Raw genomic sequence first — 22,731 nt, 5'->3', positions numbered from 1 at the left:
TTTTTATTCGGCCACTTGCCGCATGGACATGGGGAATTGATCTTTTCCGTAACCGCCGGTGCAGTCCGCGACCGTGGTCGCCCCTTTGCGGCAGCTGACCTTGGGCATGTCGTAAGTGCTGCCATCGCCGCAAACGGCCTGGCCCTGGCTGTCGATGGCCAGGCTGCCACCCTTCATAGTAGCGCTCACCGGCCCGCTGCATTTGGAGCCGTCGGCCTGGTGCACGGTGACTTGGCCTTTACCGTCCTTGAGCTGGTATTCCAGACGCAGCGGCTTGCCGGTCCGGCGGTCCTGTATCCCGGCGCCTGCGTTGTACTGACCGTCGAGGAACTTGGCGGCACCGTCGGCGGCGTCTGGCGGAATGCTCAGGGGAGGGCCGGGTTTTGCGGCGGCGGATTTTTCTGCCTCGGGCGAAGTGATATCCGGCGGCGCGGTTTTGTTTTCGGGTGGCGCGGTTGGGGATTCGGCTGCCGGGTCTTTGGCTGGGTCCTTGGTCAAGTCGGCGGGTGCTGTGTCAGCCTCATTACCCTCGACGGCCGGCGCTTCCACACCCTGTGTTCCGGTCACGGCGGTGCCGGTTCCAGTGGTGGAGCCTATAACGGTGCCTGTCACCGGAACGCTGTTGAGTGTCGTGACATTGCCGGTCAGTGGCGGCTCTTCCAGCTGTTTTTCCACCGGCACGATGCCCTCAGGCAGCAAATCTACCGCCACCAACGGAATCGGGACGCAACCGCGCAGGCCGAGCAATAGCCACAAAAGCAGCAGCAGGAGCGGCAGCAGCAACAGCCACCACCAGCGACGCCACCATGGACGCGCTACCACCGGCATAACGGGCGCAACAGCAGGCGCTTCGACCACGGGTGGCAGAGTGAATGCGGGCGGGACCTGATAGAGGCAGTGCAAGGGATCGCCATTGCCGGTACCGGCATGCTCGAAACCCCAGAAGGTCAGCACCGGTTTGCCTTGCACCAGGTAGACGAAGTTTTCGTCCGGGAAATGAATCACGCGCTTGAGTAGCTTGCCGAACACGGCTTTGTCGCCTTGCTGCTGGTCGGCGGAGTCAGTACCCAGGAAACGCTGGCTCAATTCTTCGAGCGCGGTCTTCAGGGCTTCAAGCTGGCGGCGGGCAGGGGCGCGTTCTTCTTCGGTCGCGCTGCTCCACGGAATCACATCGCCGTCGAGGGCGCTGTACCAATCGATCTGGTTGCCGAGCTCATCGCTTTGAGGGATGGCCAGATGATCGACCAAATCGGGGTTCTTGCGGCGAATGGCTTCGCGCAATTGCAGGGCTGCCCGGTAGACCGGTTGACCTGTTTCGCCGAGGGCAGTGAATGACCCGCTCTTACCGCTGCGTAATAGTGCCCCGCGCATTCAAACTCCATACGATCCGTTGCGCAAAAATAACAGACAAATGTGTCTGCACTTGCTCCTGCATTTGGCGGATGACAATGATGCCATAATGATGTCGCCGTCAATCTGCCGGAGGTTCAAACCTCATGAGACTAACGTAAGCGTGCGGAGGTTGCATAAGGTCAATTTTAATTGGCTTTGGAAGGCTCGGGCGTGGGCTTTTTATGCTTGCTGAATCGTTTCATCAGCGCTATAAAAAGTGCACAACTCCAAGAAAGGCTTTCCCATGTCCCCGCTCAAACTCCTCGTTGCCCTTGGCGCGCTGTCCGCCTCCCACGCCATGGCCTGGGATTACGTCCTGCTCGACAGCGACAAAGCCGCGCAAAACTGGCAGATCACCAGCCAGCAACTCGGTGTGAAAACCGACCAACCCTTCTCCGTGACACTTCGTACCTTGCACGGCGGTCGGCAAGAGGGCGTCAGCATCGTCGACATCGATAACGGCACGATGAAACTCTCGGTGGTGCCGACTCGCGGGATGAACGTGCTGCAGGCGTCGGTCGGTAATGTGCGCATGGGCTGGGATTCGCCAGTCAAGGACGTGGTCAATCCGTCCTTCATCGAACTCAATGGCCGCGGTGGTCTGGGCTGGCTGGAAGGTTTCAATGAGCTGGTCACCCGCTGCGGCTACGAATGGGTCGGCCACCCCGGCGTCGACAACGGCGAACTGCTGACCCTGCACGGTCGGGCAGCCAACATTCCTGCGAACAAAGTCACCCTGCACATCGATGAAAAACCACCGTACGCCATCACCTTGCGCGGCGAACTGAAAGAGCAGGCGTTCAAGAAAGTCGACTTCTCCGTGGCGACCGAACTGGTCACCGAACCCGGCAGCGTAACGTTCGCTCTCAACGACACCCTGACCAACAACGGTGACTATCCGAAGGAATACCAGGCGCTGTATCACAGCAACTTCAGCACGCCCTTCCTGGAACAGGGTGCCCGCTTCGCCGCGCCGGTGAAACAGGTCTCACCGTTCAACGACAAAGCCAAAGGCGATCTGTCGGACTGGCAAACCTACCGCGCACCGACCAAGGACTACGACGAAACGGTTTACAACGTGGTGCCGTATGCCGATGCCAAGGGTGAAACGTTGACCGTGTTGCATAACAAGGCCGGCAGCCTGGGGGTTTCGGTCGGCTTCAACACTCAGACACTGCCCGTGTTTTCCCTGTGGAAAAACACCGATACCCAAGGCCAGGGCTATGTCACGGGGCTGGAGCCGGGCACAAGTTTTTCCTACAACCGCCGTTATCAGCGGCCACTGAACCTGGTACCGACCATTGAGCCGAAGGAACACAAGCAGTTCCACATCAGCTACAGCTTATTGGCGGATAAGGTGGCTGTGGATAAGGCCTTGAAGCAGGTGAGCGAGATTCAGGGTGGGCGGGAGACTGAGGTGCGGCAGGCGCCGTTGGTTGATCTGACCAAGGGGTGACGCCGGCTAGAGCGTTGTCGGCCGATATTGCAGCGCCTCGGCCAAATGTTCGCGTCTGATTCCGTCGGCTTGTTCAAGGTCCGCCAGCGTGCGCGCGACCTTGAGCAGTCGATGGGCTGAACGCAGGGAGAGATTGAGCCGTTCACAAGCGGTTTCCAGCCAGTGTTCATCGACTGTGGATAACTTGCAGTGCTTACGCAGCCCCGGTAAATCGAGAAAGGCGTTGGCACAGGCCTGACGCTTCTGTTGGCGTTCGCGTGCCTCGGCCACTATCAACGCAGCGCTGGCACTGTCCTCTCCCGGTTTCACCGGTGGATTCAGCGCCGTGGCCTCCCGTGCCACGGTCAGGTGCAAGTCGATCCGATCCAGCAGCGGGCCCGACAGCTTGTTGCGATAGCGCTGCACCATGTCAGGCGTGCAGGAGCAGCGCCCAGTGGGTTCGCCAAGATATCCACAGGGGCACGGATTCATCGCCGCCACCAACTGGAAACGCGCTGGAAACCGCACGCGATCCTTCGCCCGGGAGATCACGATATGTCCGGATTCCAGCGGCTCTCTTAACACCTCAAGCACCCTGCGTTCAAACTCCGGAAGCTCGTCCAGAAACAAGACGCCATGATGGGCGAGGGTGATTTCGCCCGGCTGTGGTTTCGAACCGCCGCCCACCAGTGCAGGGCCTGAGGCAGAGTGGTGGGGCTGGCGAAATGGCCGATGCGGCCAATGGCTCAGCGGTACGCAACTGGTGACCGATTGAATCGCCGCCACCTCCAGTGCTTCACTTTCGGACAGCGGCGGCAGCAGCCCCGGCAGGCGGCTCGCCAACAAGGTTTTTCCGGTCCCTGGCGGCCCGCTGAACAGCAAGTTGTGCGCGCCCGCCGCGGCAATCAACAGTGCTCGTTTCGCCGCAAGCTGTCCCTGCACTTCATTCAAATCGGGATAGGGTTTGCTGGCGTAGAGCAAACCATTGGAAACATAAGGTTCAATAGGCGTATGCCCATTGAAATGCGCGACAGCCTCCAGCAAATGATCCACCGCAATCACTTTCAAGCCAGACGCCAGGCACGCTTCCTCGGCATTGGCGCGCGGCACCACCAACGAGCGCCCGGCCTTGCGCGCCGCCAATGCCGCCGGCAGTACGCCGCGTACGGCCCGGACCGCGCCTGACAGCGCCAACTCCCCCAGGCACTCCACATCATCGAGCGTCAACGTCGGCACCTGCACGCTGGCCGAGAGAATCCCCAGCGCAATCGCCAGATCGAAGCGCCCGCCATCCTTGGGCAAATCCGCCGGCGCCAGGTTCAGCGTGATGCGCCGTGGCGGAAACTGCAGCCCCGAATTGATGATCGCGCTACGCACCCGGTCCTTGCTTTCCTTCACCGCCGCCTCGGGCAGGCCGACCATGGTCAGCGATGGCAAACCATTGGCCAGATGGACTTCAACAGTGACGGCGGGGGCATCCACGCCAACCTGGGCGCGGCTGTGGACGATGGAGAGGGACATGGTCGTTCCTTGAGGTGACGGAGGCCGCTTCCTGCGGGTTTTTCAAGGGTAGTCAGGAGATGAGGATTTCGCGTGGTGACAGATAGGACGAATTTTCGCAGGATGTTGCGAGTCATCATGGAGCGTGCTGGCAGACAAAAAGACCGCCTTTCAGAGGCGGTTCTTTGGTAGGCAGGTTCAGGCTCTTTTGCCGGCAAGCAGGCCCGGAGGTTCAAGGTCTTTGCCGTGAATGGCAGCGACATCGAGGAATCGTTGTTGATTGGCTGAGATATTGCCAGCCAGCCGAAGCGCTTCAGCATGATATTGAACGATGAGTAACAGCTTGGCTTTTCGCTTTTTGTGAATCATGGACACCTCCTGTGCCTGGGAGTGAGATCGATACTATTAATCGTCCAGGTAAATGACAAGTCGATTGGTCGGGTCGAAGCTGAATCCGAGTTTCTGGTAATAGGGGACGACATTTGGGTCAGGATCCTGAATCTCTATTTCATTGCACCCCAGCATTCGTGCATAGGTATCTGTAGCCAGCAGCGCCATCGGGGCGATCAAGCCACGAAGAGGATGAGACCTGTCTGGGTGGCCCTGCAAAAGAACGATCTTTATGCAAATAGTGCTTTTACGCGGAGTGGCATAACACAGGCCGCATAGTTTCTCTTCGTACCAGATGGCCAAATCCAGTCCCTTGGCATCTTTGCACTTCCAATCCGGCACGTTTTCCCACGGGTAGAGTGCGGCTTCTATCCACGGGTGACAGGCAGCTATCGCAGCGGGAGTTATTGGGTCGAACCTAACGGCCTCGGTGTTGAGTTTCCTAGTCCGAGATTTACAGTCTTCGATGAAAATTTTACATGCGAGCATTCGTGCATTTGATTTGTAAGTCTGGTTTCGAAGTTCGGTGCCTTTTCCTTTTCTTCTCATTGCTAGCGTCTATCGAATAACAAGGCGAAAAGCGTAAAGAAAAGGGTGGGGACTGATAAATCAGGCGGGAGAGCTGCGTTTTGTAGGACCGTGCCGAGATAGTTGAAGGACGTCGGTGAAAGAGTGTGGCAGGTCTTGCTGGCTGAAGGTTGCTGGTTATGATCTCGTTGAATTCAGACGTAGGTAACGTGAATGAACAGGAATGGAATGCGCCCGATTCATCCTGGTGAAATTCTTAGCGAGGAGTTTTTGAAGCCGCTGGGCATTTCAACCTCAGCGTTGGCCAGCTGGCTGAACGAGCCTGAGGCTGAAGTAAGCGAGGTTGTTAGTCAGCAGAGCGGTGTTGGTGCTGGTCTGGCGAAGAAGCTATCCATCCACCTGACACCACACCCGAGCTCTGGCTGAATCTGCAATCGACCTATGATTTGCGTTTAGCCCAGATCGAGCGTGGTTGAACGTTAAGTATTCAAAGCAACTGCAAGACTCGTGAAGCCCGCTTCCACCACGGGGTCGCCGGACGTCTTGTCCGCTCCCGCTCCGTCACCATCTACGGCACATCCTGCAACCGAATCCACGGCTGGTTGTTCCAATGCAGCAAGCTCAATGAAATTTCTGGCCAGTTGAGCAGGCTCAGTTGCGGGCGTACGGTTGTGGCGGGGTGTTGGGCATCTCGCAGGGCGGGGACGACTTCGTGGGTGAGCCATTCACGTAACGCTCGGTATTCGTGGCAGTAGTGGTAGACAAGGAGGGCGTAGACACCGGATTCGCTGACCAGCAGGGTGTTTTCGATGTTGCCGTAGACAAGCATTTTTACGGCTTGGTGTTGGTCGGGATCGAGTTTTCGGAGTTGGCGGTCATTGAGGTAGATGCGTAGTAATCGGCCCAGGTCGCGGGCGCTGAACCAAGGACGTCACCAAACGAAAAAGGGTGGCAGCTATGCGCGGGTTGGCGAACCGGTGCATCCGGAAAAAACCGGCAGACCCGAAGGTCTCCCACACAGAGCCGCCATAATTCGAGATGGAGAGAGCTCCTCCGGTTCGAATGTGGTCGCGGTGCGTCGGATGCTATCCAGGTCGCCAAACCCAGTGCTGAACATTCAGCTGGGGGTGAGCTTAGGAACCGGAGCATCGCGGCGCAATCAGACGGCGGATGAGAACTTTGTAGGACGTTGCCGGGATTTTTGCGGGGCTGAAGATCAAAAGATCGCAACCTGCGGCAGCTCCTACAGGTGAAGCTGAAGGTCGTGCCGACCTTCAATCGCGGGCAAGCCCCCTCCCACAGGGACCGCGGTGTTATTCGGTTGGTGGGTTCAGCTTCGCTTCCATCTCCGCCACTTTCGCTTCGAGGCTTTCGAGGCGGGCGCGGGTACGCGCCAACACAACCATCTGGCTATCGAACTCTTCCCGGCTAACCAGATCCAGCTTGCTGAACCCGCTTTGCAACAGCGCCTTGAACTGGCTTTCGATTTCGCTTTTCGGCAGCGGAGTGTCGCCGCTGAAGAGGCGGGAGGCGGTGCCTGTCAGGGCGTCTAGGAAGTCTTTGGGCGCGAGCATGGGGGAATGTCCTGGTAGCAATGGCAGGCAGTGTATCACGCAGTGTCTATAGTCAATTCCGCGGGCAAGGGATGCACGCTTTTCGCGCATGCGGACGGACGGCATCGCACCGTTATTGTGCGTAACGCGTTGGGTGTTGTTGTGAAGTGGTCGCGATCTGTTGGCAAAGGCTTGAAATCAAAGTGTTTTGTGGAGATGGCAAGCTTTCTGCTTAGATGCTGATGACCCATGCACTGATGCAGTCGCTGTGACGAATGCAGTGCGCCAGGCGAAACGCGGGGGAGTGTTTCGCAAGGAGCGGTTAGCTGGCGTCGGATGGGCAGGTAAGGCCGACGATGCGTTACAAAGCCAGGCACTGCGCTTAGACTTGAGACGGGTTTGTTTTCCTGGGGCAAGTCCACCAAATTCGGGAGAGAGTTTTCATGAAGCTAGTCACTGCCATCATCAAGCCGTTCAAGTTGGACGACGTGCGCGAGTCGTTGTCCGAGATCGGCGTGCAGGGCATTACCGTTACTGAAGTCAAAGGCTTCGGTCGGCAGAAGGGTCACACCGAGCTGTATCGCGGCGCGGAGTACGTGGTCGATTTCCTGCCAAAGGTGAAGATTGATGTCGCCATTGACGACAAGGATCTCGACCGGGTTATCGAGGCGATAACCAAGGCGGCCAACACCGGCAAGATCGGGGACGGCAAGATCTTCGTGGTCAATCTGGAACAGGCGATTCGCATCCGTACCGGCGAAACCGATACCGACGCAATCTAAGCCGCCACAAACCCAACGCCCCAGGAGAAAACAAAATGACTCTGCGTAAATTCGCAGGGCTAGGAGCCCTGTTGTCCTTCGTAATGCCCTGCCTGGCCATGGCGGCAGACGAAGTGGCGGCCCCAGTCCTCAACTCCGGCGACACCGCCTGGATGTTGACCTCGACAGCCCTCGTGCTGTTCATGACCATTCCCGGCCTCGCGCTGTTCTACGGCGGCATGGTTCGCTCCAAAAACATTCTTTCCGTGATGATGCAGTGCTTCGCCATTACCGGTCTGATCAGCGTCCTGTGGGTCATTTATGGCTACAGCATCGCGTTCGACACCACGGGCATGGAGCAGGGCGTCGTCAACTTCAACTCGTTCTTCGGTGGCATGGGCAAGGCCTTCCTCGCCGGTGTCACGCCATCCAGCCTGACCGGCCCGGCAGCTCTGTTCCCTGAGGCGGTGTTCATCACCTTCCAGATGACGTTCGCGATCATCACCCCGGCGCTGATCGTCGGTGCCTTCGCCGAGCGCATGAAGTTCTCCGCGATGCTGATCTTCATGGGCATCTGGTTCACCCTGGTGTATGCACCGATTGCGCATATGGTCTGGTCCGGCAACGGCGGCCTGATGTGGGACTGGGGTGTTCTGGACTTCGCCGGTGGCACCGTGGTGCACATCAATGCCGGTGTGGCCGGTCTGATTGCCTGCCTGGTGTTGGGCAAGCGTAAAGGCTTCCCGACCACCCCGATGGCGCCGCACAACCTCGGTTACACGCTGATGGGCGCGGCCATGCTGTGGGTCGGCTGGTTCGGTTTCAACGCCGGTTCCGCTGCGGCGGCCAATGGCACTGCCGGTATGGCGATGCTGGTTACGCAAATCGCTACCGCTGCCGCTGCCCTGGGCTGGATGTTTGCCGAGTGGGTCACCCACGGCAAGCCAAGCGCACTGGGTATTGCTTCGGGTGTCGTGGCTGGTCTGGTTGCGATCACTCCTGCCGCTGGCACCGTGGGCCCGATGGGTGCCCTGGTGATCGGTCTGGCAGCGGGCGTGGTGTGCTTCTTCTGCGCTACCACCCTGAAACGCAAACTCGGCTATGACGACTCCCTGGACGCCTTCGGCGTGCACGGTATCGGCGGTATTCTCGGCGCGATCCTTACCGGTGTGTTCGCTGCACCGGCCCTGGGTGGTTTCGGCACTGTCACCGATATCGGTGCACAGGTCTGGATTCAGCTCAAGGGCGTGGGTTTCACGGTGATCTACACCGCGATCGTCACCTACATCATCCTCAAGGTCCTGGACGCCGTCATGGGCCTGCGTATCACCGAAGAAGAAGAAGCGGTCGGTATCGATCTGGCGCTTCACAACGAACGCGGCTACAACTTGTAAGCACGCGCATGAAAAAACTTGCCCGGCTTGCCGGGCATTTTTTTGTCCGAAATTTGACATTGAAGGTCGAGCTGAAAGGTTTTTTCCTACAGGTTTTACGATGTTTGCGTCGAGTGTATTTGTACGGTCGAAGGCTTACAGGAATGAAGGATGATCAGGGCCTTTGTTTTTTCCCAGAGCGCGCTAGAATGCGCCCCGGACGTGCGGAGAACTGTATGTGGCAACAGACTCTGATAACCCTTCGGGCGAGGCCCCGGGGCTTTCATCTGGTAACGGACGAGTTACTCGCCGGCCTGCCTGAACTCAAGGCGTGTCGGGTCGGTCTGTTGCATTTGTGGATACAGCATACCTCGGCGTCGTTGACCATCAACGAGAACGCCGATCCGGCGGTACGTCGCGACTTCGAACGATTTTTCAATCGTCTGATCCCACAAGGAACAGACGGCTTTGAGCATAACGACGAAGGTCTGGACGACCTCCCGGCGCACTTCAAGGCCAGCGTGCTTGGCTGTCAGCTCAGTTTGCCGATTTCGGCGGGCCGACTGGCGTTAGGGACCTGGCAAGGCGTTTATCTGGGCGAGCACCGTGATCATGGCGGTGCCCGTAAAGTCCTCGCCACCGTGCACGGTGAAGGGGCATAACCGCTGGTCAGCAGCGGCTGTTGATTTTTTTCCGGCAGCCTTCGACAGAAGGCAAAGCTGGGCTATAACTAATCTGCTTTTCGCAAGTCATGAGGTAGAACATGAGCGACGATGATCTGGAAAACGACGACCTCGAAGTAGGCGACGACGACGAAACCGAAGAAGGTCTGGAAGCAGCGGCGGAAGACGTCGCTGAAGACGACGGCGGTGATGCCCCCGTTCCGACCGCCAAAGGCAAGGCCAAGGCAGCGGTATCGGTAGATGAACTGCCGAGTGTCGAAGCCAAGAACAAGGAGCGTGACGCCCTGGCCAAGGCCATGGAAGAGTTCCTGGCTCGTGGTGGCAGGGTGCAGGAAGTGGAGGCCAATGTGGTCGCCGATCCTCCCAAGAAGCCTGACAACAAGTACGGTAGCCGGCCTATCTGAGCCTGCTACGCGCTTGTTGAAAGAGCCCGCCGTCGCTGCGGGCTTTTTCATGCCTGAAATAAAAATTCAGGCTTGGCACAATTCACTGTAGGAGCGAGCCTGCTCGCGAAAAACTTGAGAGCGCCGCGGGGCGTCAGGTTTCCAGCGTTATCGTTGACGACCATCGCGAGCAAGCTCGGCTCCTACAGGGGTTGTGTGTGATCAAGATGGTTGAAGGTCATTCCACCGCGCCAACAACGCCGGCAACTCGGTAAGACTGCGGATTTCGGCATCCGGGGCCTTTTCGGCTTCCCACGCTTTGCCCGCCGGGTTGAACCAGATCGCTCGCAGTCCTGCCTGTTGTGCGCCGGCAATGTCATCACCCGGATGATCGCCGATATGCACCGCCGTCTCCGGGGTTGCACCACCACGCTGCAGCGCTTCATGAAACAGGCGCGCATCGGGTTTGGCGATGCCGATGTCTTCGGCGCACAACGCAAACTTGAAGTAGTCCGCCAGCCCCAACCGGCGCACATCGGCGTTGCCGTTGGTGACCACGCCGAGGGTGTAATGGTTGGCCAGTGCCTGGAGGGTCGGTTGCACCTCCGGGAAGATTTCCAGCTGATGCCGGGCATGCAGAAACACTTCGAAACTCTGATCGGCCAGGTCCGACGCTTCGGCGTGGGCGTACCCGGCTTCTTCCAGCGCCTGAAACAACACGCGGCGACGCAAGGCGCTGATGCGGTGCTTGAGGTTTGGCTCGATGCTCAGGATGCGTTCGCGAATGGCCCACAAATGCTCCACCGGCACCGCGCCCAAATCAGGTGCATGTTCAGTCAGCCATTCACGCAATACGGCTTCGGCGCTGACGATCACCGGGGCGGTGTCCCACAGGGTGTCATCGAGGTCGAAAGTGATCAGTTGGAGAGTCATGAATCGTCGCCTTTAATGCGTTTGGCCCGTGGGTGGGCGCTGTCGTAGACGGTTGCCAGGTGCTGGAAATCCAGGTGGGTGTAGATCTGGGTGGTCTTGATGTCCGAGTGGCCGAGCAGTTCCTGCACCGCCCGCAGGTCCTGGGAGGACTCCAGCAGGTGGCTGGCGAAGGAATGTCGCAACATGTGCGGGTGCAGGTTTTGCCCCAGCTCGCGTTCGCCCGCAGCCTTGACCCGCAACTGGATCGCCCGCGGGCCCAGGCGCCGGCCTTGCTGGCTGACAAACACCGCATCGTCCGCCGGATTGGCCATGGCCCGCAGTGGCAGCCACTGTTCCAGCGCCTCGCGAGCTTTTTTGCCGACTGGCAACAGGCGGGTTTTGCTGCCCTTGCCGTGCACCTGGACCATGCCGTCCGCCAAATCCAGCTGATCGAGATTGAGCCCGGTCAGTTCCGACAGGCGCAGCCCGGAGGAGTAGAACAGCTCGAGGATCGCCTGATCCCGGCGCGCTAGAAAGTCGTCTTCCACGCCACCTTCCAGCAGTTGCAGCGCACGGTCGGTGTCGAGGGTTTTCGGCAAACGGCGTTCGCCCTTGGGCGGTGCCAGGCCATTAGCAGGGTCGTGGTCGCAGAGGCCTTCGCGGTTCAGGTACTGATAAAGGCCGCGTACTGCCGACAGCAGCCGTGCCAGGCTGCGGGACGATTGGCCTTGTGAATGCAGGCGGGCGACCAGGCTGCGCAGGCGCTGGATGTCCAGCGCGGCCCAGCTGCCGATGTTCTGTTTGACGCACCAGCCCAGCACTTTGTCGAGGTCGCGGCGATAGGCCGATAGCGTGTGCGGCGACACCTGCCGCTCACTGCGCAGGTGTTCGCAGTAAGCGTCCAGTTGCCGTTCCATTTCAGCGTACCGAGCGCAGGGAGCTGTTGAACCGTGGCAGCACGCGGCCCATGACTTCGGCGATGTAGCTCAGGAACAGCGTGCCCACCGAGCTCTTGTACTGCTGCGGGTCGCGGCTGGCGATGGCCAGTATGCCGTGGATGCCTTGATGGCTGATGGCAACGACGGCGGTGGAACCGATCTGCTTGCGCTGTTCTTCACCGAACAGAAAATCCAGTTCGTGCTCGCGCAGGCTGCCGCTGACGCTTTTGTCTTCCAGCAGCAAGCCGCCAATGGCCACTTGTGCCTCGGCGTGAGTCACCCAGCGGCCCACCGGCATGGCGTTGTCGCCCAGCAGGATGAGGCTGACGAAGGGTACCTGGAAGTCCTGGCGCAGGCTGTCTTCGACGCAGATCACCACGTCTTCGAGGCTGGTAGCGTCGAGCAGGGCGAGAATCAGTCGGCGGGTCTTGTCGAACAGGCGGTCATTGTCGCGGGCCACATCCATCAGGTGCGAGAGGCGATGACGCAGTTCTATGTTGCGGTCGCGCAGGATGGTCATCTGCCGCTCCACCAGCGACACGGTATCACCGCGCCGGTGGGGGATGCGCAAGGACGCAAGCAGGTCTTCGTGCTCGACGAAGAAGTCCGGATGAGCCTCCAGGTACGCGGCAATTGCCGCCGCCTCCAGGCTTTCGGACGGTGATTCGTCGGGCTGTAGGGCTGGCACCTGAGGCTTATCGGTCATGGCTGTGGCTCACTCAAAGACGCACTTGTCCTTCATAAACGCGTACTGCCGGGCCGGTCATCATGACCGGTTGGCCAGGGCCTGCCCATTCAATGGACAGACGCCCGCCAGGCAGGTCGATCAGTAGTGGCGAATCCATCCACCCCTGGCTGATCGCGGCGACTGCGGCGGCACAGGCGCCGGTACCGCAGGCCTGGGTTTCCCCGGCGCCGCGTTCCCAGACGCGCAACTGCGCGCGGCTCCGGTCGATGACCTGGAGAAAACCGACATTGACCCGTGCCGGGAAGCGCGGGTGATGCTCGATTTTCGGCCCCAGTTCATGCACCGGTGCGTTGTTGATATCGCTGACCCGCACCACGGCATGGGGGTTGCCCATGGACACGGCGGCGAGTTCGACGGGCGTGCCATCGACGTCGACCTGATAGTTCAAGGCCTGCTCTTGCGCCTGGAACGGAATGTCGGCCGGCACCAGGCGCGGAGCACCCATGTTGACACTGATCTGGCCGTCGCTGCGAACATCGAGTTCGATGATGCCGCTTTTGGTTTCGACACGGATCTGCCGTTTCGCGGTCAGGCGCTTGTCGAGCACAAAGCGAGCGAAACAGCGTGCACCGTTGCCGCACTGTTCCACTTCGGAGCCGTCGGAGTTGAAGATCCGATAGCGGAAGTCCACGTCCGGGTTGCTCGGCGCTTCGACGATCAGCAACTGGTCGAAACCGATGCCGGTGTGTCGATCGCCCCATTGCTTGGCATGCTTGGGCAGAATATGCGCGTGTTGGCTGACCAGGTCGAGGACCATGAAGTCATTGCCCAGGCCGTGCATCTTGGTAAAACGCAGCAGCATGGTTTTACTCCGGCAGCAGGCTTTCGCCAGCAAACAACTCGGCTACCGTCTCACGGCGACGCACTTCAAATGCCTGATCACCGTCCACCAACACTTCAGCGGCGCGGCCGCGGGTGTTGTAGTTGGAGCTCATGACAAACCCATAGGCACCGGCCGAATGCACGGCCAGCAGGTCACCCTCCTCCAGCGCAAGCTCACGCTCCTTGGCCAGGAAGTCGCCGGTCTCGCAGATCGGGCCGACGATGTCGTAGGGGCGAGCAGCGGTATTGCGCGGGCGCACAGCAGTGACATCCATCCAGGCCTGGTACAGCGCTGGGCGGATCAGGTCGTTCATGGCCGCGTCGACGATGGCGAAGTCTTTGTGTTCGGTGTGCTTGAGGTACTCGACCTGGGTCAGCAGCACGCCGGCGTTGGCCACGATGAAGCGGCCCGGTTCGAACACCAGTGCCAGGTCACGACCGTCGAGGCGCTCACGCACGGCCTTGATGTAGTCGGCGGCCAATGGCGGCTCTTCATCGCGATAACGCACACCCAAGCCACCACCGAGGTCGATGTGGCGCAGGTAGATGCCGCAATCGCCGAGGCGGTCGACCAGGCCCAGAAGGCGATCGAGGGCATCGATGAACGGCGGCAGGGTGGTCAGTTGCGAGCCAATATGGCAATCGACGCCGACCACTTCCAGGTTAGGCAATTGCGCGGCCCGCACGTACACGTCTTCGGCGTCGGCGATGGCGATGCCGAACTTGTTCTCTTTGAGACCGGTGGAGATGTACGGGTGAGTACCGGCATCGACGTCCGGGTTGACGCGCAACGAGATCGGCGCCCGAACACCGAGCTCGGCTGCCACCACTTGCAGGCGTTCAAGCTCGTCGGTGGATTCGACGTTGAAGCAGTGCACGCCGACTTCCAGCGCACGACGCATGTCGTCGCGGGTCTTGCCGACGCCGGAGAAAACGATCTTGTCGGCGCTGCCGCCAGCGGCCAGTACACGTTCCAGTTCTCCACGGGAAACGATGTCGAAACCGGCGCCCAGACGCGCCAGGACATTCAGTACGCCCAGGTTGGAGTTGGCCTTGACCGCAAAGCAAACCAGGTGCGGCATGCCGGCCAGGGCATCGGCATAAGCCAGGTATTGGGCTTCGATGTGCGCGCGCGAGTAAACGTAGGTCGGTGTACCAAAGCGATCGGCGATAGCAGACAGGGCAACACCTTCCGCGAACAGTTCACCGTCACGGTAGTTAAAAGCGTCCATGATGTTCCCTTATTATTGGTAGACGTCGTGCTTGTGCGATTTGGACGGCTGCTTTTGCGAGGACTGAGCCTGCTCTGCCGGGTCCTGGTCCTCATCGGGCAGGTACAGCGGGCCTTTTTGACCGCAGGCCGACACAAGGCAGGCAACCGCGAGGAGCGCAGCAAGGGAAGAGATCAGGCGCTTCATGGCGAAATCCTTGAAAATGCAGTAATTGCGCCGGAGTATACCGGCCACCCGGCAGCTTGCCTATGCGACGGGGCTCCCGTCCGGCGGGCCTTCGCAGGATGTTGGTCGGTATCATGCAATTCCTGTGGGAGCGAGCCTGCTCGCGAAAGCGGTGGGTCAGCCAGCTATGATGTTGTATGTGCGGGCCTCTTCGCGAGCAGGCTCGTTCCCACAATTCGTAATCCTTTGCATTCGGCAAGCAGCGTCCGTATCTTGCGGCGCTTGAGCCTGATCAGACACTTTTTGAGGTTGCCGTAATGAGTTTGTCCGAAGCCCGTTTCCACGATCTGGTCGATGCCACCCAGCAAACGCTGGAGGATATTTTTGACGAGAGTGACCTGGATATCGATCTGGAGAGCTCGGCCGGTGTGCTAACCGTCAAATTTGAAAGCGGCAGCCAGTTGATCTTCAGTCGCCAGGAACCTTTGCGCCAGCTGTGGTTGGCGGCAGTATCCGGCGGCTTTCACTTCGACTACGACGAAGAAAGCGAGCGCTGGATGTGCGACAAGAGCGAAGAGCAGCTGGGCGAAATGCTCGAGCGCATCGTCAAGCAACAGGCCGGCATCGAACTCGATTTCGAAGGCCTGTAACGTCGTGACCCAGCCAGCGAGCGCCCGCCCTCCAAAGCCGCTTTACAGTAACGTCAGCCCGGCAGTCCCTTCACCGTGCAGCGGCGTGTGTCGGCTGGATGAGCAGAAGGTCTGTCTCGGGTGTTTCCGCCACGTCGAAGACATCCGCGAATGGCGCTCGGCGGATGACGAACGCCGCCGGATTATCTGTACCCAAGCCTCGCATCGCAAAACCTCCGCCAATCACCGGTAGTGGCACGCAGCCGTACGCCGGTGGCGGCTTGTATATTTTTTGAGCTGTGATAGTGTCCGGGTACGCCTCAACCCATCGAGGCTTGTGAAAACCCCGCCTTTTTCTGGCGGGGTTTTGCTTTTTTCGTGCAGAAGAAAGGAGTCTGCCCTGATCATGACCGCACCTTCCATCACCCTTACCCGTCTGGACGTACAGCGTCTGGAGCGTCTGATCGACAGCCTGGACGACACGCTGCCGGGCGTTATCGCGCTGCAAACCGAACTGGATCGCGCCGATACAGTGGTCGGCCACGATGAAGTGCCCGCCGATGTCGTGACCATGAATTCCCGTGTGCACTGCCGTGAAGAGAGCAGTGGCAAGGACTATCACTTGACGCTGGTGTATCCGAAGGATGCCAACGCCGATGAAGGCAAGATTTCGATTCTGGCGCCAGTCGGCAGCGCGTTGCTGGGCCTGAAAGTCGGCCAGCACATCGACTGGCCGGCTCCGGGTGGCAAGACGCTGAAACTGGCCCTGCTGGAAGTCGAATCGCAGCCAGCCCATGGCGGCGACTTCCCCGAGTGACGCCCTCTCAGACCTGATCGAGCGCCTCGTTCAATGCGCGCTCCAGGTCGGCCTTGTAGCGCAGATACAGATTGCTTGACCCCTGACCATCACCGAGCAGGCCTGAAAGGTCCAGATCGGTGATGTAGCAGCGGTAGCGTTCAGTCTCGCGGCGTTGTTCGACGATTTCCCGAGCGACCATGCTGAACAGATGGGCGCCATGTTCCAGCTCGGAAAACTCCCGCTGATTGCAATACAACGTGACCTGTACCTTGCCCGGTGCGGCTTTGCCGACGATCGCCTGTACGTCATAGAAGGATTTGTTGGCCCTGGTTTGCGGTGCCGATCGGGCATCCATCCGTCGCGCCCGGCCTGTGCCTGAAGGCAGCAGTTGGTAGTACAGGGTATCCAGGTTCGCAGGCTGAGCCGTGTCCATCGGCAGCGCGGCGTCGCGCCGGTACTGGATCGATTGCAGGAAACGCTGCAGCGGCACCAGCAGGCTTTGCTCGTCATGCCACGGCAGGCGCTGCTGCCACAGGGCATTGAATTCATCGAGCACGTACAGATCGGCCTGCGCTTCGTTGACTCGGTAGAACACCTGGATGCAGTCCGGTCGACCCATGGGCAGCAGCAGCGCCAGGTCGTGATCTTGCAATGCCATCGGGTCCAGGTGCAGCGGGCTGTAGCTCGCCAGTTCTTCACCGAGGTAGTCGAGCAGTGCCGGCAGGGTGGCCAGCGCGATGTGATTGACCTGGCCGGGTATCAGCTCCAGCACGTGGTAATGCTGCTGGACCTGGATCAGGTAGCGATGATTGAGTCTGCTCAGCAACAGGTTCTGCGCGGTGTCGAGGATGTCTTCGACGCGCTGCGCGATGAATTGCGCGCGGTTGTGACAGAAGCAACGCACTCTCAATCTGGGCTGCTGCGGCCCGTCGGGCAGGGCGTTGAGATAGTCGCGCAGGCAATCGAGCAGGGCGTGGGGGCCGTCGTAGCGGTTGACCAGCACTTCGTTCCAGCTGTTACGCGTGACCTGATCCAGGGTCAGCACCAGGTTTTCCCTCACGCCTGCGTAGCTCAAGGAGTCGGTGCGCTCGGTGGTCATCAGGATGTTCAGTTCGCGGTGGTGCTTGAGCGGATCGATGCCAACGTTTACCAGGATCAGCACCTCACTGGGCACACTGGCGCGCAGCAGGGGTTCTTCGGCGACGGTTGGCAGAGGCAGGGGAATGCTCTGTTGCAGGCTGCCAAGCAGATTGAACAGCTCGAATTCGCTCAGGTCGCTGCTGCCCGGGTGCAAAGCCAGGCGGGTGCTGCTGTCGATCACGCTGTTGCGGTGGCACCAGGCGAGCAGTTCGAGTAAATGGCGACTGCGTTTGATCGGGGCGAAATGTTCCCACTCGAGGACTGTCAGGCTGCCGTTGTACAAGCCCCACTGGCTTTGGTCCGGTTCTTTCCTGTTCGGCGCGTACACCAGCGTCAGGGTGTCTTCGGCCAGGTCCGGGGCGATGCCGGGGTTGATGAACTCGACCTTGTCCGCCTTGCGCTCGAAGGCCGCATACAGGCGTCGGCCCAGCACGCTGAGGTCGCGCTTGTTGATCAGGCTGATGGTTTGTTCATGGCGGGCGAACTGGGTGAGGAAGCGATAGCTGAAATTCAGTTCGTTGACCAGGGCCCGGCGTTCCGAGCTGACCTGGCGGACTTTCCACTGGCTGCGGCTGTCGAGCAGGGCCAATTGTCGATGGTCCCATTTCCATTCGTGGGCCAGGCGCTCAAGCAGCGAGCGTTGCCAACCCTGAGTGCGCCCGCCGCTGCCGGTGAGTTTGCGATTGACCTTCAGGTACAGCGCTCGGCGCACCAGCTCCAGCCGCTCCGGTTCGTTGCGGGCGATGAGGTACTCGGCGATGCGCCGATAGACCACGACATACGGGTCCAGCTCATCGAGGTCGAGCCGGTTGGCGAACACTGCCTGTTTAAAGCGCAGGCTCAGGCATTGGACTCTGGGGTGTTCGCTGGCGTACACCTCGGTCAGCAGGAGTTTGAGCACCGATTTGTATGGCGACTCTATGCCCTTGAACAGCTGCCAGAGCCCGGCACCGATGAATTCTCCGGGCGGAATACGGGCCAGATGGCCCAGGTCCAGGGTTTCATCGGCGCGGATGAAGCGCTTGGATGTCAACGTATGGGTGTACTGGTCATAGTTGGCTTCCTCATACACCGGTACCAGCCACCAGATCGGCGTGCGCCCCGCCAGCCAGATCGCGGTGCGATAAAACTCGTCCAGAAGCAGATAATGCTGGGTGGTGCCACAGTCTTCCGAACTCAGCTGGCTGTCGCGCTCGCCCCGTACGAAGCGGACCGGATCGATCAGGAAGAAGTGCGCCTCGGCGCCCTGGGTGGCAGCCCAGGCTTCCAGCAATTGGCATTTCCTGCGCAACTCGGTGAGTTCGGTTTCGCTCAGATCCGGGCTGTGACAGACCCACACGTCCATATCGCTCTGGTCAGCCTGGGCCAGGGTGCCGAGGCTGCCCATCAGGAACAGGCCGTGAATCGGCCGTGGTGGATTGCTGCCGTGGCGCGGTTTATAGGAAAAGGACCGGGTCAGGCGCTGGGCTTCAGCGAGGACGCTGGCATCCGGTTCGAAATTCGACAGCCCGGCCGGCGTTTTGCCCGAAACGTAACCCGGCAGCAGCGGATGATTGACGTGGAAGAACAGCGGCAGGAGGTTCAATACCCCTTGCTGGCGCGTCGACAACCCATCCAAGGCACGCGCCATGCGCCCCTCGTTAAGCTTGAGGAAGCGTGCGCGCAGTTGGCTGAGCACCTTGCGGTCAATTCCCTCGTCCAGATCAGGGCGGATTTCATGGGTGCGGGTCATGTCAGCTCAAACCGGCTCGCAGGGCTCGGACGTGGAGGCTCTCGGGATGAGGGGCAGTTTAGCGCCTCGGCCCCGGGACTTTTAAGCTGATTTTGTATTTCTGGCGTCAGATTACTATCGCAGGGCGACGTCAGGCAGTTGGATGTGCCCGCGGAAATCCCGTGGCGGGGCTTCCGTGGGCAATGCGATGGAATTCAGGCTGTTTCCTGAACGCTCAGAATAGTCAGAACGGTTTGCACATTTTGCGCGGCGTCACGACCCAGGCTGGTCAGATAACCGCCGTCAGGCTGGTCGATCAGTTCTTTCTCAAACAGGCGTTTGGCGGCGGCAATGTGTTTCGGGGCAGCGGTCTGATGAATTTTCAAACCTTCCTGGGAACTGTCCAGGTTGAAGAGTGCGAGGACTTCCAGTTCGGCAACCAACTCAGGGGTAAGCGACATAAGGACTCCAGACTTTCTAGGAATTGGGCGACAGCGCCCCTAAGGTGATCCCACTCGCGCGGCATGTCCAGTGTTCGTGGCAGGGTTATTTCTTTTCCGGCGGCAACTCGGGCAGAGCCCGCAGGGCGGCTTCGTACCATTCGGTATTGAACGCGCGGTCTTCTTCGAGGATCGCGTCGATTTCCACCGCCAGCACGTGGGCCATCAGGTTGAGGATTTCGTCACGTTCGTAACCCACCAGGGTCAGCTTGTTGAACGTTGCCTTGGCGGCAGGCGGATTGTCGCTTTCGATCTGGTTCTCGATGGCTTCGATCAGCGTGGTTTCGGTGAATTCTTCTTCGTCGTTATCGATATCGGTTGGCTCGCTCATGGCAGGCTCCTCAAGGAAAGGTCGCCAGTTTACCCGCATTCAGCAGCGTGATGCTGCTGGCAAGAAAGCCTGGAGCGTTCTATAAACAGGCACTGCCCACCCCCGCACGGCCTGGAGGCTATGTGATGCTCAAGCTTTATGGTTTTTCCGTCAGCAACTACTACAACATGGTCAAGCTGGCGCTGCTGGAGAAAGGACTGCCGTTCGAAGAAGTGCCGTTTTACGCGGGCACCAGCCCTGAAGCGCTGGCCATCAGCCCGCGCGGAAAAGTCCCGGTGCTGCAGACAGAGCAGGGTTTCATCAATGAAACCAGTGTGATTCTCGAGTACATCGAACACAGCCAGAAAGGCACGTCGCTGCTGTCGAGCGATCCGTTCGAGCGGGCGCAGGTGCTGGCGCTGGCCAAAGAGATCGAGTTGTACATCGAACTGCCGGGACGGGCCTGCTACGCCGAAGCATTTTTCGGCATGACCGTGCCGGACGCGATCAAGGAAAAAACCAAAACCGAACTACTGCAGGGTATTGCGGCGCTAGGTCGTCACGGAAAATTCAGCCCCTACGTGGCGGGCGAAAACCTGAGCGTGGCGGATCTGTATTTCCTGTACAGCGTGCCGCTGGCCTGCGCAGTGGCGAAAAAGCTGTTTGACGTTGATCTGTTGGCCGAGCTGCCAGCTGCCAAGGCGCTGCTGGAACGTCTGGGAGACAATCCGAACGTGCAGCGGATTGCGGCGGACAAGGAAGCGGCGATGCCAGCGTTCATGGCGATGGTCGCGTCCAAGAAATGAGTTTTGTAGCGTTTTGAAGTAAGTCTTCGCGAGCAGGCTCGCTCCCACAGGAATCATGCAACCTGTGGGAGCGAGCCTGCTCGCGAAGCTTTTAGCTTTTAGCTTTTAGCTTTTAGCTTTTAGCTTTTAGCTTTTAGCTTTTAGCTTTTAGCTTTTAGCTTTTAGCGGCTGGCGAGCAATGCCTGACCGCGAACCACGGCCGCTTTCACCTGCGCTGGCGCGGTACCGCCGATGTGGTTACGGGCATTGACCGAACCTTCCAGGGTCAGCACGGCAAACACGTCCTGATCGATCTGGTCGCTGAACTTGCGCAGTTCTTCCAGGCTCATTTCCGCCAGGTCCTTGCCGCTTTCCACACCATATTTCACGGCATGGCCGACGATTTCATGGCAGTCGCGGAAGGGCAGGCCGCGGCGCACCAGGTAGTCGGCCAGGTCGGTGGCGGTGGAGAAGCCGCGCAGGGCTGCTTCGCGCATCATCGCGTGCTTGGGCTTGATCGCCGGGATCATGTCGGCAAAGGCGCGCAGCGAGTCGCGCAGGGTGTCGGCGGCGTCGAACAGCGGTTCCTTGTCTTCCTGGTTGTCCTTGTTGTAGGCCAGGGGCTGGCCTTTCATCAAGGTCAGCAGACCCATCAGCGCGCCGAACACACGTCCGGTCTTGCCGCGCACCAGCTCCGGCACGTCCGGGTTTTTCTTTTGCGGCATGATCGAGCTACCGGTGCAGAAACGGTCCGGCAGATCGATGAACTGGAACTGCGCGCTGGTCCACAGCACCAGCTCTTCGGAGAAGCGCGACAAGTGCATCATCGCGATGCTGGCGGCCGAGCAGAACTCGATGGCGAAGTCGCGATCGGACACGTTGTCCAGCGAGTTACCGCCCACGGCATCGAAGCCCAGCAACTGGGCGGTGTATTCGCGGTCGATCGGGTAGGTGGTGCCCGCCAGTGCGGCGCTGCCCAATGGCATGCGGTTGGTGCGCTTGCGGCAGTCGACCAGGCGCTCGTAGTCGCGGCTGAGCATTTCGAACCAGGCTAGCATGTGGTGCCCGAAGGTCACCGGCTGTGCGGTCTGCAGGTGAGTGAAGCCGGGCATGATAGCGCCCGCTTCGCGCTCGGCCTGCTCCAGCAAGCCTTTTTGCAGGCGGGTGATTTCGCCCAGGATCAGGTCGATTTCGTCACGCAGCCACAGGCGGATGTCGGTGGCGACCTGGTCGTTACGGCTACGGCCGGTGTGCAGCTTTTTACCGGTCACGCCAATGCGGTCGGTCAGGCGTGCCTCGATGTTCATGTGCACGTCTTCGAGATCGATGCGCCAGTCGAACTGGCCGGCCTCGATTTCACCCTGGATGGTCTTCAGGCCATCAGTGATGCTGTCGCGCTCGGCATCGGTCAGCACGCCGACCTTGGCCAGCATGGTGGCGTGGGCGATCGAGCCCATGATGTCGTGGCGATACAGGCGCTGGTCGAAGGTGACGGAGGCGGTGAAGCGGGCGACGAAGGCGTCGACGGGTTCACTGAAGCGGCCGCCCCAGGACTGATTGGTCTTGTCAGTGCTCATGAATTCGCTCGTATCGGCTGAAGAAAGATGGCGTTGAAAGCTGCCGCGGATAATAACAGGGTTGCCAATCCTGTCGCTGGCACTGGTCGACTGGTTTTCTTGTGTGGGAGCGAGCCTGCTCGCGATGGATGTTAACGATAAAGCGTGCTTTCTGAATAAACCCGTCGCTCTCAGGTTCATCGCGAGCAGGCTCGCTCCTACAGTTTTCCCTATTAGTACAACGATATTTTTCAATTGAGCAATATCGTTCCGGCAACCGTCTACAGTTGGACAGTAGGATCAGCGCACTTCTCGGTGCGCAAGAGGACTATAAGAAGAGGGGGGTTCATATTGCGTATCAGCAAACCCTGTGGCGATGTGTCGCCAAAGCGGGCCTGGGCCGCTAATCGCCCGGCAGATGAAAATTTAGCTGCCCGACCAGCGGCACTTTTTGACGCTCGCGCTAGTCTTAGCGTGGATCGCGGT

The 22,731-nt window shown here is 59.7% G+C and carries 24 protein-coding genes and 3 pseudogenes; 10 read left to right on the top strand and 17 right to left on the bottom strand.

Annotated elements, in window-relative coordinates:
- Nucleotides 1–3: 3 nt before the first annotated feature.
- Complete coding sequence (locus ACA054_RS31230) at nt 4–1,371, bottom strand: SrfA family protein (RefSeq protein WP_497687549.1); 1,368 nt, start codon at nt 1,369–1,371, stop codon at nt 4–6.
- 265 nt (nt 1,372–1,636) lie between these two features.
- On the opposite strand from ACA054_RS31230, the gene ACA054_RS31225 reads away from it, so the two are divergent.
- Nucleotides 1,637–2,848 carry an aldose 1-epimerase family protein gene (locus ACA054_RS31225; protein WP_497687548.1) on the top strand — a complete coding sequence of 404 codons (1,212 nt, stop codon included), beginning with the start codon at nt 1,637–1,639 and terminating at the stop codon, nt 2,846–2,848.
- 6 nt (nt 2,849–2,854) lie between these two features.
- Here the strand turns inward: ACA054_RS31225 and ACA054_RS31220 are convergent, their stop codons facing one another.
- The 3 genes from ACA054_RS31220 to ACA054_RS31210 all read right to left on the bottom strand — a co-directional run bounded on the left by ACA054_RS31220 (nt 2,855) and on the right by ACA054_RS31210 (nt 5,266).
- The gene (locus tag ACA054_RS31220) at nt 2,855–4,348 is read right to left on the bottom strand and encodes a YifB family Mg chelatase-like AAA ATPase (protein WP_497687547.1); all 1,494 of its coding nucleotides are present in this window, start codon (nt 4,346–4,348) and stop codon (nt 2,855–2,857) included.
- A gap of 177 nt (nt 4,349–4,525) precedes the next feature.
- Nucleotides 4,526–4,696: a hypothetical protein gene (locus ACA054_RS31215; RefSeq protein WP_497687546.1), complete on the bottom strand. Its 171-nt coding sequence runs from the start codon at nt 4,694–4,696 to the stop codon at nt 4,526–4,528.
- A 36-nt stretch (nt 4,697–4,732) separates the two neighbouring features.
- Nucleotides 4,733–5,266, bottom strand: a complete 534-nt coding sequence (locus tag ACA054_RS31210; RefSeq protein WP_497687545.1) for a GNAT family N-acetyltransferase — start codon at nt 5,264–5,266, stop codon at nt 4,733–4,735.
- A gap of 192 nt (nt 5,267–5,458) precedes the next feature.
- On the opposite strand from ACA054_RS31210, the pseudogene ACA054_RS31205 reads away from it, so the two are divergent.
- A pseudogene (locus ACA054_RS31205) lies at nt 5,459–5,721 on the top strand (HigA family addiction module antitoxin).
- An 11-nt stretch (nt 5,722–5,732) separates the two neighbouring features.
- Here ACA054_RS31205 and ACA054_RS31200 read toward each other — a convergent pair.
- Together ACA054_RS31200 and ACA054_RS31195 are read right to left on the bottom strand one after the other, a co-directional pair.
- Nucleotides 5,733–6,176, bottom strand: a pseudogene (locus tag ACA054_RS31200) (BRO-N domain-containing protein); the annotation flags it as partial.
- A gap of 382 nt (nt 6,177–6,558) precedes the next feature.
- On the bottom strand, nt 6,559–6,819 hold the full coding sequence (locus ACA054_RS31195; protein WP_122841011.1) for an accessory factor UbiK family protein: 261 nt from the start codon (nt 6,817–6,819) through the stop codon (nt 6,559–6,561).
- A 422-nt stretch (nt 6,820–7,241) separates the two neighbouring features.
- Here ACA054_RS31195 and glnK point away from each other — a divergent pair, with 422 nt between their 5' ends.
- The 4 genes from glnK to sutA all read left to right on the top strand — a co-directional run bounded on the left by glnK (nt 7,242) and on the right by sutA (nt 10,019).
- Nucleotides 7,242–7,580: a P-II family nitrogen regulator gene (gene glnK, locus ACA054_RS31190; RefSeq protein WP_002555808.1), complete on the top strand. Its 339-nt coding sequence runs from the start codon at nt 7,242–7,244 to the stop codon at nt 7,578–7,580.
- Between the two features lie 35 nt (nt 7,581–7,615).
- Nucleotides 7,616–8,953, top strand: a complete 1,338-nt coding sequence (locus tag ACA054_RS31185; protein WP_497687544.1) for an ammonium transporter — start codon at nt 7,616–7,618, stop codon at nt 8,951–8,953.
- Nucleotides 8,954–9,168: 215 nt separating this feature from the next.
- Nucleotides 9,169–9,594 (top strand): secondary thiamine-phosphate synthase enzyme YjbQ, encoded by a 426-nt coding sequence (locus ACA054_RS31180; RefSeq protein ID WP_497687543.1) that lies wholly within the window; start codon nt 9,169–9,171, stop codon nt 9,592–9,594.
- Between the two features lie 101 nt (nt 9,595–9,695).
- Nucleotides 9,696–10,019, top strand: a complete 324-nt coding sequence (sutA, locus tag ACA054_RS31175) for a dormancy-specific transcriptional regulator SutA (protein ID WP_497637131.1) — start codon at nt 9,696–9,698, stop codon at nt 10,017–10,019.
- A 77-nt stretch (nt 10,020–10,096) separates the two neighbouring features.
- On the opposite strand, the pseudogene ACA054_RS31170 reads toward sutA, so the two are convergent.
- The 7 genes and pseudogenes from ACA054_RS31170 to lptM all read right to left on the bottom strand — a co-directional run.
- Nucleotides 10,097–10,183, bottom strand: a pseudogene (locus ACA054_RS31170) (outer membrane lipoprotein carrier protein LolA); the annotation flags it as partial.
- Between the two features lie 37 nt (nt 10,184–10,220).
- Nucleotides 10,221–10,931: an HAD family hydrolase gene (locus tag ACA054_RS31165; protein WP_497687542.1), complete on the bottom strand. Its 711-nt coding sequence runs from the start codon at nt 10,929–10,931 to the stop codon at nt 10,221–10,223.
- The gene (xerC, locus tag ACA054_RS31160; RefSeq protein WP_497687541.1) at nt 10,928–11,827 is read right to left on the bottom strand and encodes a tyrosine recombinase XerC; all 900 of its coding nucleotides are present in this window, start codon (nt 11,825–11,827) and stop codon (nt 10,928–10,930) included. Before xerC ends, ACA054_RS31165 begins: the two co-directional genes overlap by 4 nt.
- Before the next feature lies 1 nt (nt 11,828).
- Nucleotides 11,829–12,554: a DUF484 family protein gene (locus ACA054_RS31155; protein WP_497687540.1), complete on the bottom strand. Its 726-nt coding sequence runs from the start codon at nt 12,552–12,554 to the stop codon at nt 11,829–11,831.
- 13 nt (nt 12,555–12,567) lie between these two features.
- Entirely contained in the window at nt 12,568–13,398 is an 831-nt protein-coding gene (dapF, locus tag ACA054_RS31150; protein ID WP_020799342.1) for a diaminopimelate epimerase, read from the bottom strand.
- Between the two features lie 4 nt (nt 13,399–13,402).
- Complete coding sequence (lysA, locus tag ACA054_RS31145; RefSeq protein WP_497687539.1) at nt 13,403–14,650, bottom strand: diaminopimelate decarboxylase; 1,248 nt, start codon at nt 14,648–14,650, stop codon at nt 13,403–13,405.
- Between the two features lie 12 nt (nt 14,651–14,662).
- Complete coding sequence (gene lptM, locus ACA054_RS31140; RefSeq protein ID WP_137807209.1) at nt 14,663–14,836, bottom strand: LPS translocon maturation chaperone LptM; 174 nt, start codon at nt 14,834–14,836, stop codon at nt 14,663–14,665.
- A 296-nt stretch (nt 14,837–15,132) separates the two neighbouring features.
- On the opposite strand from lptM, the gene cyaY reads away from it, so the two are divergent.
- From cyaY to rnk, 3 genes are all read left to right on the top strand, one after another.
- On the top strand, nt 15,133–15,465 hold the full coding sequence (gene cyaY / locus ACA054_RS31135; RefSeq protein ID WP_008066387.1) for an iron donor protein CyaY: 333 nt from the start codon (nt 15,133–15,135) through the stop codon (nt 15,463–15,465).
- 4 nt (nt 15,466–15,469) lie between these two features.
- Nucleotides 15,470–15,697: a DUF1289 domain-containing protein gene (locus tag ACA054_RS31130; protein WP_497687538.1), complete on the top strand. Its 228-nt coding sequence runs from the start codon at nt 15,470–15,472 to the stop codon at nt 15,695–15,697.
- A 153-nt stretch (nt 15,698–15,850) separates the two neighbouring features.
- Nucleotides 15,851–16,261: a nucleoside diphosphate kinase regulator gene (gene rnk / locus ACA054_RS31125; RefSeq protein WP_497687537.1), complete on the top strand. Its 411-nt coding sequence runs from the start codon at nt 15,851–15,853 to the stop codon at nt 16,259–16,261.
- Nucleotides 16,262–16,268: 7 nt separating this feature from the next.
- Here rnk and ACA054_RS31120 read toward each other — a convergent pair whose 3' ends face one another.
- The 3 genes from ACA054_RS31120 to ACA054_RS31110 all read right to left on the bottom strand — a co-directional run bounded on the left by ACA054_RS31120 (nt 16,269) and on the right by ACA054_RS31110 (nt 19,925).
- Complete coding sequence (locus tag ACA054_RS31120; protein ID WP_497687536.1) at nt 16,269–19,115, bottom strand: class I adenylate cyclase; 2,847 nt, start codon at nt 19,113–19,115, stop codon at nt 16,269–16,271.
- A gap of 194 nt (nt 19,116–19,309) precedes the next feature.
- Nucleotides 19,310–19,555 (bottom strand): TIGR02647 family protein, encoded by a 246-nt coding sequence (locus ACA054_RS31115; protein WP_046818484.1) that lies wholly within the window; start codon nt 19,553–19,555, stop codon nt 19,310–19,312.
- A gap of 85 nt (nt 19,556–19,640) precedes the next feature.
- Nucleotides 19,641–19,925 carry a hypothetical protein gene (locus ACA054_RS31110; RefSeq protein WP_497687535.1) on the bottom strand — a complete coding sequence of 95 codons (285 nt, stop codon included), beginning with the start codon at nt 19,923–19,925 and terminating at the stop codon, nt 19,641–19,643.
- A 125-nt stretch (nt 19,926–20,050) separates the two neighbouring features.
- On the opposite strand from ACA054_RS31110, the gene ACA054_RS31105 reads away from it, so the two are divergent.
- The gene (locus tag ACA054_RS31105) at nt 20,051–20,710 is read left to right on the top strand and encodes a glutathione S-transferase family protein (protein WP_497687534.1); all 660 of its coding nucleotides are present in this window, start codon (nt 20,051–20,053) and stop codon (nt 20,708–20,710) included.
- Nucleotides 20,711–20,871: 161 nt separating this feature from the next.
- Here the strand turns inward: ACA054_RS31105 and argH are convergent, their stop codons facing one another.
- Nucleotides 20,872–22,266 (bottom strand): argininosuccinate lyase, encoded by a 1,395-nt coding sequence (gene argH, locus ACA054_RS31100; protein ID WP_497687533.1) that lies wholly within the window; start codon nt 22,264–22,266, stop codon nt 20,872–20,874.
- Nucleotides 22,267–22,731: the final 465 nt, after the last annotated feature.

The organism is Pseudomonas sp. LBUM1653, from assembly GCF_059716115.1.
The sequence above is the reverse complement of the archived record's forward strand: the minus strand, read 5'-3'. Positions and strand labels throughout refer to the sequence as shown.